8 protein-coding genes and 1 pseudogene are annotated in these 11,462 nt (G+C 63.7%); all 9 read left to right on the forward strand.

What is annotated here, in order from left to right; translation table 11 throughout:
• The first annotated feature begins 54 nt into the window (after positions 1–54).
• The 9 genes and pseudogenes from N181_RS16255 to N181_RS16295 all read left to right on the forward strand — a co-directional run bounded on the left by N181_RS16255 (position 55) and on the right by N181_RS16295 (position 11,447).
• Complete coding sequence (locus N181_RS16255) at positions 55–1,083, forward strand: substrate-binding domain-containing protein (RefSeq protein WP_037395586.1); 1,029 nt, start codon at positions 55–57, stop codon at positions 1,081–1,083.
• A gap of 66 nt (positions 1,084–1,149) precedes the next feature.
• Positions 1,150–2,679 carry a sugar ABC transporter ATP-binding protein gene (locus N181_RS16260; RefSeq protein ID WP_037434050.1) on the forward strand — a complete coding sequence of 510 codons (1,530 nt, stop codon included), beginning with the start codon at positions 1,150–1,152 and terminating at the stop codon, positions 2,677–2,679.
• Between the two features lie 19 nt (positions 2,680–2,698).
• On the forward strand, positions 2,699–3,688 hold the full coding sequence (locus tag N181_RS16265; RefSeq protein ID WP_037395582.1) for an ABC transporter permease: 990 nt from the start codon (positions 2,699–2,701) through the stop codon (positions 3,686–3,688).
• A gap of 1 nt (position 3,689) precedes the next feature.
• On the forward strand, positions 3,690–4,697 hold the full coding sequence (locus N181_RS16270) for a sugar-binding transcriptional regulator (protein ID WP_037395579.1): 1,008 nt from the start codon (positions 3,690–3,692) through the stop codon (positions 4,695–4,697).
• The gene (locus N181_RS16275) at positions 4,694–5,689 is read left to right on the forward strand and encodes an aldo/keto reductase (protein ID WP_037434051.1); all 996 of its coding nucleotides are present in this window, start codon (positions 4,694–4,696) and stop codon (positions 5,687–5,689) included. The genes N181_RS16270 and N181_RS16275 overlap by 4 nt, the downstream gene beginning before the upstream one ends.
• Positions 5,690–5,701: 12 nt before the next feature.
• Positions 5,702–7,449: pseudogene (locus N181_RS16280) on the forward strand (glycerol-3-phosphate dehydrogenase/oxidase).
• Positions 7,422–8,264, forward strand: a complete 843-nt coding sequence (locus N181_RS16285) for a class I fructose-bisphosphate aldolase (RefSeq protein ID WP_037434061.1) — start codon at positions 7,422–7,424, stop codon at positions 8,262–8,264. Before N181_RS16280 ends, N181_RS16285 begins: the two are co-directional and overlap by 28 nt.
• 31 nt (positions 8,265–8,295) lie before the next feature.
• Positions 8,296–9,825: an FGGY-family carbohydrate kinase gene (locus N181_RS16290; protein ID WP_060563585.1), complete on the forward strand. Its 1,530-nt coding sequence runs from the start codon at positions 8,296–8,298 to the stop codon at positions 9,823–9,825.
• A 2-nt stretch (positions 9,826–9,827) separates the two neighbouring features.
• Positions 9,828–11,447 (forward strand): GMC family oxidoreductase, encoded by a 1,620-nt coding sequence (locus tag N181_RS16295; RefSeq protein WP_037395563.1) that lies wholly within the window; start codon positions 9,828–9,830, stop codon positions 11,445–11,447.
• Positions 11,448–11,462: the final 15 nt, after the last annotated feature.

Consider the following 11,462-nt stretch of genomic DNA (forward strand, 5'->3'; position numbering starts at 1 on the left):
GTCGGTTCGACGCCCTCGGGCTTTTGGGAGGGGCTTCGGCCTCGAGGAGGACACTTGCGCACTTTTTTCAGCACGACCGCGATGGCGGTCCTAGCGGCAACGCTTTTTGCCGGTTCCGCGGCCGCCGAGACGGAGAATCCGTTCCGCTGCAAGCCAGGCGAAAAATACGTCATGAACGTCATGGTATCGGGCGTCGAATACTGGTTCCCAGTCTATGAAATGTTCAAGCAGGCCGGCCAGCAGTTCGGCTGCGAGACGGAATATACCGGCACGCCCGAATATGATGTCAACAAACAGATCGCCACCTTCGACCAGGCACTGGCACAGAGCCCGGCCGGCATTCTCGTCCATCCAATGAACTCCGACCCCTTCATCGAGCCGATCAACCGCGCGATCGGCCAGGGCACGGCGGTCGTGACCTTCGCGGCCGACTCGCCGCTCTCCAAGCGAGTGTCCTTCATCACTTCGGACAACACCCGCGAAGGCATCTATGCTGCCGACGCAATCGCCGAGAAGATGGGCGGCAAAGGGGAATATGCGGTTCTGGAAAATCCGGGCCAGGACAACCACGACAAGCGCATCGCGGCCTTCATCGGGCGCATGGAGGAGAAGTGGCCGGACATGAAGCTGGTCGGCCGTGCGGCCTCCAACCAGGATCCGACCAAGGCCTATCAGGGCCTCAACAGCATCATCCAGGCCAATCCTAACCTCGGCGCCGTCTTCATGCCGGAAGCGAATTCGGCGATCGGCGCCGCACAGGCCAACAAGGAAAGCGGCGGCAAGGTCCTCGTCATGTGCGCGGACGTGAACGCCAATATCCTCGACATGATCAAGGCTGGCGAGGTCTTCGGTTCGATCAACCCGAACCAGGGCATGCAGGGCTATATGGGCTTCATGTTGCTTTGGCTCGCAAAGCATCCGGAACTGATCGACCCGATGAACGACGCAACACGCTCCGGCTTCAACCCGATGAGCATCCCGGTCGTCGACAACGGGCTCTCCATCGTGACGGCGGAAAATGCCGACGACTTCTATTGGGACAAGTACCTGAAGCGTCGCGGCACGAAGGGCATCGAGGAGTAGGTTCCGGATCAGCGCCATCCGCGCCTCATGGCGCGGATGGCCTCAGAAGGGGAGGGGAAGAAGACGATGGCGGAGGCTGTGCTCAGCATTCATGGCGTGACAAAGCACTTCGGGGCGGTGAAGGCGCTGACGGATGTCAACTTCACGCTGGAACGCGGCGAGGTTCATGCGCTCTGCGGCGAGAACGGCGCCGGAAAGTCGACGCTGATGAACATCATCGCCGGCGTGCTGCAGCCGACCGAGGGCGAGATCCGCGTGGACGGCAAGGTCGTGAAAATCTCCTCGCCTGCGGTCGCGCAGTCGCTCGGCATTGGCCTCGTGCATCAGGAGATCGCGCTCTGCCCGGATGCGACGGTGGCCGAAAACATGTTCATGGCGGCGACCAACCGCCGCCGTGCGCCCTTCATGAACTACCGGGCGCTCGAACGCGACGCGCAGGCGGTGATGAACCGACTTGCCGCGATCGACGTCCGCCGCAAGGTTGCGGACCTGCCAATTTCCAGCCAGCAGCTCGTCGAGATCGCCAAGGCTCTGACGCTCGACTGCCGCGTGCTGATCCTGGACGAGCCGACCGCGGCGCTGACCGAAGCCGAGGCGCAGCAGCTGTTTTCAATCATTCGTGACCTCAAGGCGAACGGCATCTCGATCATCTACATAAGTCACCGCATGGCGGAGATTTTCAGCCTGTGCGACCGGGTTACCGTGTTCCGTGACGGCCGATACGTCTGCACCGACCGCATCGTCGACGTCACGCCGGACGACGTGGTACGCCGCATGGTGGGGCGCGAGATCACGCAGCTCTACCCGGAAAAGCTCGGGCGGGGTGAGGCGCCTGGCGAGACGATCTTTGAGGTGGACAGCATCGGTGACGGCGAGCGTTTCCATGAGGTCAGCCTCGCGCTGCGCAACGGCGAGATCCTCGGCATTGGCGGGCTGATAGGCTCCGGCCGCACGGAAATCGCCGAGGCTATCTGCGGGCTCCGGCAACGCGTCGCGGGCACGGTACGTCTGCATGGCAAGACACAGAAGATCAATTCCTATTCCGATGCAGTCAAAGCCGGCATCGTTTATCTGTCGGAGGATCGCAAGGGGTCCGGCGTCTTTCTGGAGATGTCCATCGCGCAGAACATCTCCGTGCTGGATCTGAAGTCGGTGACCAATTCCGTCGGCCTCATGAACGGCCGCGCGGAGGCCGCTCTTGCGGAGGATTTTGCGCGGCGGCTTGGGGTGCGCATGGGCGGCATCGAGGCACCCGTAAAATCGCTCTCGGGCGGCAACCAGCAGAAGGTTGCGATTGCCAAGCAGCTCGCGGTGAAGCCGAAGGTGATCGTGATGGACGAGCCGACACGCGGCATCGACGTGGGCGCGAAGACGGAGATTCATCGGCTGCTGCGTGAGCTTGCGCGCTCAGGCATGGGCATCATCGTCATCTCGTCGGAAATGCCCGAGCTGCTGGGGCTCTCGGACCGCGTGCTCGTCGTCCGGGAGGGCCGCCTCGCCGGTGAGCTCGGCGCCGACGAGATGTCGGAGGAGACTGTGATCCGCCTCGCCTCGGGGGTGGCAACGGCAAAGGCGGCGGACTATGCCGCGCGATGAGAAAGTGGGAGGGACGGGAATGGCAATCGACACGATTGTGGCAGGCGCGCCGAAGACATCGTCTTGGAAACGCATCGGCACCATGCGCGAGGGGGGGCTGATCGCGATCATCCTTGCGCTCTGCGTGATCATGAGCTTTGCCTCGCCGCACTTCCTGACACTCGGCAATTTTCGCGCCATGCTGATGAGTTTTTCCGTCGAGGGCATCGTCGTCGTCGGCATGACGATCCTGCTCATCGTCGGCGGCATCGACCTCGCGGTCGGCTCGGTCGTCTGCTTCGCAATGGTCCTCTCGGGCTCGCTTTTCCTCGCCGGGCTCGACCCTTGGACGGCCTCGCTCTTCGGCATCGTTGTCAGCAGCGCAATCGGCGCCATGATGGGCTTCTTCGTGACCGTCGTTGGCCTCAATCACTTCATCACGTCGCTCGCTGGCATGGTGATCGTGCGCGGGCTCTGCCTCATCATCACAAAGGGCACGCCGCTCTCGCTCTTCACGCTGCCGGCGGGTTTCAAGGCCGTGGGGCAGGGTACATTCTACGGCGTTCCCTATGTCATCCTGATCTTCGTCGCCGTCGTCATCCTGTTCGATTTCCTGCTGCGCCGGGCGACCGCCTTCCGCAAGGTTTTCTACACCGGCAGCAACGAGAAGGCGGCGCTCTATTCCGGCATCAAGACCAACCAGGTGAAATTCTGGGTGACGGTGCTCTGCTCCACGCTCGCCGGTGTTGCAGGCGTTATCTACATGTCCCGCTTCGGCGCCGCGACCCCCACTTTTGGCATCGGTATGGAACTCAACATAATCGCGGCGGCGGTAATCGGCGGCGCTTCGCTGAACGGCGGCTCGGGCACGATCCTTGGCGCCATCCTCGGCATCGCGCTTCTCTCTGTCGTGACCAGCTCTCTGATCCTGCTCGACGTATCGGTCTATTGGCAGGACATGATCAAGGGGTGCATTCTGCTCGCCGCGGTTTCCATCGACCATTTCCTGCATAAGCGGAAGGCTGCCTGACATGCCAATTGCGAAACTGAAACCCAGAACGACAGCCCCACGCGAGGAAATCGTCATCGCGCGCCAGATGCACCAGGCGCTCGTCCTGCACTATATGGAGGGTTTGACGCAGGCACAGATCGCCGGTCAGCTCGGGATTTCGCAAGCCACCGTCAACCGTCTGATCAAGCGGGGGCGCCAGCTCGGCCTCGTCGAGATCAAGATCAAGTCGCCGGTCGAGCCGCTGGTCGACATGGAGGAGCGTCTGCTCGCGCTCGGCGGCATCAGCCGTGCGGTCGTGGTGCCGACCATTTCCGACAATCCGCAGACCGCGCTCCTGGCGGTCGGAGAAGCGGCGGCCCGCCTGCTGCTCGATGAGATCGGCGACCGAGACACAATCTGTATAACTGGCGGCAAAGGAGTGAGCGCCGTCGTCGCCGGCCTGCAGCCGCCGCGCCGTTTCGATGTCGAGGTTATTCCGGCAACGGGCTGCGTGCAGGGCAAGCACTATACCGACGTCAACCATGTCTCGACCCTGATGGCCGAGCGGCTCGGCGGGCGCTCCTACCAGATCCACGCGCCCCTCTTCGCCGACGATGCCGAGCAGCGAGAAATGCTGATCAATATCCGCTCCGTCGCCGATGTCTTCAAACGGGCGCGCGAAGCGAACGTGGCGGTGGTCGGCATCGGCTCGATCCTTACCGACGACTCGAGCTACTACGACCTGCATCCGTCTTCCAGCACCGACCGGGCGGCGATCGAACGTTCCGGCGCGACCTGCGAACTGCTCGCCCACCTGCTCGACGACCGGGGTCAGATTTGCGACTACAGCCTCAACCGTTCGCTGGTGTCGCTGACGCTTGAGGAATTCGCCTCGATCCCGACCAAGATCGGCGTCGCCAGCGGACCGAATAAGGCGGGCCCGATTCTCAGCGTCATGCGCGGCAACCATCTCGACACGCTCGTCACCGACGAGGCGACCGGCGCGCGTATTCTTGAAATTGCGTCCGAGGGAGGATTTTCCGCATGAGCGGTGAGCAGTTAACCCGCGAGATCGGGCGCTCCGGCGTCAAGGCATCGGCCGTCGGCCTCGGCACCTGGGCGATCGGCGGATGGATGTGGGGGGGAACGGACGAGGCGGAATCGATTGCCGCCATTCACGCCTCCCTCGATGCCGGCGTCACCCTCGTCGACACGGCACCGGCCTATGGTCTCGGTCGGTCGGAAGAGATCGTCGGCAAGGCAATCGCCGGCCGCCGCGAACAGGCGGTGATCGTCACGAAATGCGGCCTCGTCTGGCACACGCAGAAAGGCAATCACTTCTTCGAACAGGACGGCAGGCCCGTCCATCGTTATCTCGGCCGGGACACGATCATCTATGAGGTTGAGCAAAGCCTGCGCCGGCTCGGCACGGATTATATCGACCTCTACATCACCCACTGGCAAGACGCGACGACGCCCATCGAGGAGACGGTCGCGGCGCTTGAAGAGCTGAAGCGGGCGGGAAAAATCCGCGCGATCGGCGCCAGCAACGTCAACCGGTCGGAGCTGGAGCAATACATCAACACCGGATCGCTCGACGCGATCCAGGAGCGGTTCAGCATGATCGATCGCGGGATCGAGGCGGACCTGCTGCCGCTCACTGTTGCCAACGACGTGTCGACGCTCAGCTATTCCTCGCTGGCGCTCGGCCTGCTCTCCGGCGCGATCGGACCGGACCGCGTCTTTTCCGGCGACGACCAGCGCAAGGACAACCCGCGCTTTTCCGTTGCCAATCGGCGCAAGGCTAAGGATTTCGCCGAGGCGATCCGGCCCGTTGCAGAGCGGCACGGCGCCAGCATCGCGCAGACTGTAATCGCCTGGACGCTCAAGCGGCCGGGCGTGACCTTTGCCCTGTGTGGAGCGCGCAACCCGGCGCAGGCGCTCGACAATGCGCGAGCCGGAACCTTGCGGCTTGCCGCGGAAGACCTTGCGACGATCGAAACGGCCGTTTCTGCGAAGCTGGCCAACATGGACGGATAACGGACTGTCATCATGAACCGGAGAGAGACAATGGACGGGCTGCGCCGCAGTCCGAACGTGGACGTGTGCGTCCTCGGCGGCGGCATCAACGGCCTCAGCGTCTTCCGCGAGCTGGCGCTGCAGGGCGTAAACGTGCTGCTGGTCGAGAAGGGCGACTATTGTTCCGGCGCGAGCGCTGCCCTCTCGCGCATGGTTCATGGTGGTCTGCGCTATCTGGAGAACGGTGAGTTCGGCCTGGTGCAGGAGTCGCTCGTCGAGCGCGACCGGCTGCTGCGCAACGCCCCCCACTATGTCGCCCCACTTCCGACCACGGTGCCGATCTTCGATATCTTCTCTGGTCTTGCCAACGGGATCGTGCGTTTTCTCGGCCTCACCCGCCGGCCCAGCCGTCGCGGTGCCGTCGCTATCAAGGTGGGCCTCGGCATCTACGATTTCCTGACGCGCAAGCGGGCGCTGATGCCTCGCCACCAGTGCCGCGGCCGCAAGGCGACGCTGGAAAAATGGCCGGCGCTCAACCCGGCGATCCGCAGCTCCGCGACCTACTACGATGCCTGGGTCAGCCATCCCGAACGCCTCGGCATCGAGCTGTTGCGCGACGGTCTCTCCGCCGGGCCGAATGCCCAGGCCCTGAACTACGCGACAATCGAGAGAGCCGGCGCCAGGGAATTCCTGCTGCATGACTGCCTTTCTGGCGAAACGTTCTGATGCAGCCGCGGCTGGTCATCAATGCTACCGGCGGCTGGATTGATATCGCGAACGCCGCGCTGCTTCCCGCAGACACGCGGCCCGCGCGACTGATGGGCGGCACGAAGGGCTCGCATCTGATCATCGACAATCCCGCGCTCCGCGACATCCTCGGCGGGCACATGATCTACTACGAGAACGAGGACGGCCGCATTTGCATCCTGTTTCCCTATCTCGGCAAGGTGCTGGTTGGCTCGACGGATATCCGCGTCGACGATCCCGGCACGGTGCGGTGCGGGGCCGATGAGCGAGACTATATCCTGCAATCGCTTGCCTTCGTGCTGCCGGGCGTGCGCATCCGACCGGAGGAGATCGTCTTCCAATTCGCCGGGGTACGCCCGCTGCCGGCCAGCAACGACAGCTTCACCGGCCGCATCCCGCGCGACCATTTCTGCACCGTGCTCGAAGACCGCGAGGGCGGACCGCCCGTGCTCTGCATGATCGGCGGCAAGTGGACGACCTTCCGCTCCTTCGGCGCACTCGCCGCCGACATGGCGTTGGAACGGCTTGACTGGAGCCGCCGTGTCGACACGGCGGATCGCACCTTCGGCGGCGGACGAGTGTTTCCTAAAGACCGTAGCGGTTGGATTCGGGATCTGTCGGAATCGTCAGGCGTTTCGCTCGATCGCGTTGCGATGCTTTTCGAGCGCTACGGGACAGATGCTGAGGGCGTCGTCCGCTTCACCGCCGCGGGGCCGGACTACCTCATGCCCCATACCGGCTACAGCGCCCGGGAGCTCCTCTATCTCATTCGCACGGAGGCGGTCGAACATCTGGACGACCTGCTGCTGCGGCGCACGACGCTGGCTATCACCGGCGAGCTTTCCCTCGACACGGCCGAGGCCGCCCTCGATCTGCTTGCAACCGAAAAGGGCTGGCCGGCGCCACGCAAGGCCGAGGAGCGCAGCCATTTTCTCACCCTCATGCGCGAGCGCCACGGCGTCGCGGAGGCAACCCTTTCCGCAAGGAACGAACAAAGGAGTGAATTATGCGAAACAACCGAAAGGTCAGGATGAACCGGCTGTTCGGCAACGGCCGTTGCCTGGACGTGGCGATCGACCACGGCGTGTGCAACGAGCCGTCCTTCCTCGATGGGCTGGTGAACATGCCAGCCGTCGTAAGGGCGCTGGTCGATGCCAGACCTGACGCGATCCAGATGAACTACGGCCAGGCCGACCTGTTGCAGGACATGCCCGGTAAGGACAAGCCGGCGCTCGTCATGCGCATCGACATGGGCAATCCTTATAACCACATCCGCCATCGCGACATGTGGGCGGTATTGCAGAACGAGGCCGAGCCGCTGATCGGCGCATTGCAGATGGATGCCGCCTGCGTGGTGGTCAATCTCTTCATGCTGCCGGATGAACCCGATCTCTTCCGCCAATGCGTCCAGAACATTTCGCGCGTGCGGGCAGACTGCGAACGATACGGCATGCCGCTGATGATCGAACCGCTCGTCATGCAGCCCGTGGCGGAACGCGGCGGCTACATGGTCGACGGCGATGCGGAAAAGATTGTCACGTTGACGCGGCTTGCCCGCGAGATGGGTGCCGATATCGTCAAGGCGGACCCGACGACCAATGCGGAGGATTTCCACCGCGTCGTCGACGCGGCGCGCTGCCCGGTTCTGGTGCGCGGCGGCGGCAAGGAGGATCTTCGCGCCGTCTTCGACAAATCAGCCGCCTTGATGCGGCAGGGCGCCATGGGCATGGTCTATGGGCGCAACATCTACCAGCATGCCAATCCTAGCGCCGTGGTGCGTGGGCTGATGGCGATCGTGCACGAGGATGCAAGCGGCGAGGACGCCTTCGCTTTCTATCTGCAGGGTTAAAGGCGTAAACGAACCTTGGGAGGGGTTCCGAATGGGAGACTATCTGTTGGGGATCGACGCCGGCAACACCGTCATCAAGGCGGTGATCTTCGACCGGACCGGCCGGGAACTGGCGTATGCCGGGGAGGAGGGTCACAGCCGCATGCCATGCCCCGGCCATGTCGAGCGCGATCTCGGCGAACTCTGGACGAATGCCAAGCAAGTCATCCGCACCTGCCTCGACAAGGCGGGAGTCGCGGCGAGCGACATCGCCGCGATCGGCTGTGCCGGCCATGGCAACGGGCTCTATGCACTCGACCGCGACGGCGAACCGTTCCTCGGCATACAGTCACTCGACACGCGGGCGACCAGCCTCGTCGATGAATGGGCGGCGGAAGGCGTCGGCGACCGGACCTATCCAATCGCGCGCCAACGCCCTTGGCCCTCACAGACGCCGACGCTTCTTGCCTGGCTGAAGCGCCACCGGCCGGAGGTCTTCAAGCGCATCGGTACGGTGTTCTTCTCCAAGGATTTCGTCGTCAACCGCCTGACCGGACGCCGCGTCAGCGAGGTGTCGGACATGTCCGGTGCCGGTCTGCTCGATCTAGCCGCCCGCAGCTATGACAGGACGCTGATGGACGCCTACGGGCTCGCCGATTGCATGGACCTGCTGCCGCCGCTCATTGAAAGCGCCGACATCGCCGGCACGATTACGGAGAGGGTGGCGCAGGAAACTGGGCTTGCCTCCGGCACACCGGTGATCGGGGGACTCTTCGACGTCGTCGCCTCTGCGCTCGGTTCCGGCGTGTCGCGCACCGGCAGCGCCTCGATCATCGCGGGCACCTGGAGCATCAACCAGGTCATCATAGACGGTCCCGATCTCGATGGACCCGTCTTTATGTCCTCGACCTTCGACCGCACCCGCTACATGGCGATGGAAAACAGTGCCACCTCGGCTGTTAATCTCGAATGGCTAGTGCGGGAATTCTTCGATGGTGAGCATGCGGGGAACCTCTCGCCCTTCGATGCTTGCTGCGCGCTGGCGGCTACCGTCGAACCGGCTGCGGACGATCCGCTCTACCACCCCTATCTCTACGGCGCCCAGCAGGACGGCCACGCGCGGGCAGGCTTCTATGGGATCGCGGGCTGGCACAGCAAGGCGCATCTGATCCGTGCTCTCCTCGAAGGCGTCGCCTTCGGCCACCGCCAGCATATCGAGACGATCCGTAAGGCGGGGGCCAGCTTCGACGAAACCGTACTGTCCGGTGGCGGCTCGCGCAGCCGCCTCTGGCCGCAGATCTTTGCCGATGTGCTCGGCGTTCCGGTCTCCGTCGCCGCCTCGCGGGAAACGGGAGCGCTGGGTGCCGCGATCGCCGCGGGAACGGGCGTCGGTCTCTTCGCCGATTTCACCCATGGCGCGGCCGCCATGGTGCGTGTCGACCGCGAATACAGGCCGAAAGGCGCTCTCGCCGCCCACTATAACCGGCGCTACGCCCTCTACAAGGACATTACCGACGCCATGATGCCGATCTGGCGGCGGCTTTCGGCGCCGGAAAACAAGGGAACGGGAGTTGCGGCGTGACCATGCCCACAATTGAAACTGCGGTAGATGAAGGCACCTACGATTTCATTATTGTCGGCGCCGGCTCGGCAGGTTGCGTCCTGGCGAACCGGCTCTCGGCTGATCCGAAGAGCCGGGTTCTGCTGCTCGAAGCGGGGGGCTCGGACCGCTACCACTGGGTGCATGTGCCGATCGGCTATCTCTACTGCATGGGTAATCCGCGCACCGACTGGCTGATGAAGACGGCACCCGAAGCCGGCCTCAACGGCCGTGCGTTGAACTATCCGCGCGGCAAGGTGCTCGGCGGCTGTTCCTCGATCAACGGCATGATCTACATGCGCGGCCAGGCAGCCGACTATGACGGCTGGCGGCAGGCGGGCAATGCCGGCTGGGGTTGGGACGACGTGCTGCCCTATTTCTTGAAGTCGGAGGACAATTACCGCGGCAAGTCGGCGATGCACGGCGCCGGCGGCGAATGGCGAGTCGAGCGCCAGCGCGTCTCCTGGCCGATCCTTGACGCATTCCGCGATGCGGCGGAAGAGCTCGGCATCCCGAAGACCGACGACTTCAACTGTGGCGACAACGAGGGTTCCGGCTATTTCGAGGTCAACCAGCGCGGCGGCCTGCGCTGGAACACAACAAAAGCCTTCCTGCGACCGGCAATGAAGCGCAAGAATTTGCGCGTCCTGACTGGGGCCGAGACCGAACGGCTGAAATTCGACGGCAAGATGGTCACCGGCGTGCGTTTCCGCCTTGGCGGCCGCCTCTGCATCGCTCATGCATCACGCGAAGTGGTGTTGTCTGCGGGTGCCATCAACTCGCCAAAAATCCTGGAGCTGTCGGGCGTCGGTCGACCGCACTTGCTGTCCGCCCTCGGCATTCCAGTCCACCACGACCTTCAGGGCGTCGGCGAGAACCTTCAGGACCACCTACAGATCCGCACCGTCTTCAAGATCAAAGGCGCGCGCACACTGAACCAGCTCTATCACAACCTCTTCAGCCGCGCCGGCATGGGTCTGCAATATGCCATCAGCCGATCCGGCCCGCTCTCAATGGCGCCGAGCCAGCTCGGGATCTTCGCCAAGAGCGACCCGGCCGTCGCGACGGCCGATCTCGAGTATCACGTCCAGCCGCTTAGCACGGACCGGCTCGGTGAGCCGTTGCACCGCTATCCGGCCGTCACCGTCTCCGTCTGCAATCTCCGGCCCGAAAGCCGCGGCACGGTGCATGTCACCGCGCGTGATGCGGCACAGCTACCTGAAATCCGCCCAAACTATCTCTCCACCGCCGGCGATCGATTGCTTGCGGCGAGGTCCATCCGCCACGCCCGCAGCCTCATGGGAACGAAGGGGCTAGCGCGATTCCGGCCGCAGGAAATGCTTCCCGGCCGCGAGCACGACAGCGATGAGGATCTGATCCGGCGCGCCGGCGACATCGCCACAACCATCTTCCACCCGGTCGGTACCTGCAAGATGGGAAGTGACCCTATGGCAGTGGTGGACGCGAAGCTACGCGTGCACGGCATCGGCCGATTGCGCGTCGTAGACGCCTCCATCATGCCGACGATTGTCTCCGGCAACACGAACTCGCCGGTGATCATGATCGCGGAGAAGGCATCAGAAGCCATTCTGAAGCGGTTGTAAGAATCACTCGACACG

Origin of the sequence: Sinorhizobium fredii USDA 205, from assembly GCF_001461695.1 — a bacterium.
In the GTDB taxonomy this organism is placed as follows: domain Bacteria; phylum Pseudomonadota; class Alphaproteobacteria; order Rhizobiales; family Rhizobiaceae; genus Sinorhizobium; species Sinorhizobium fredii.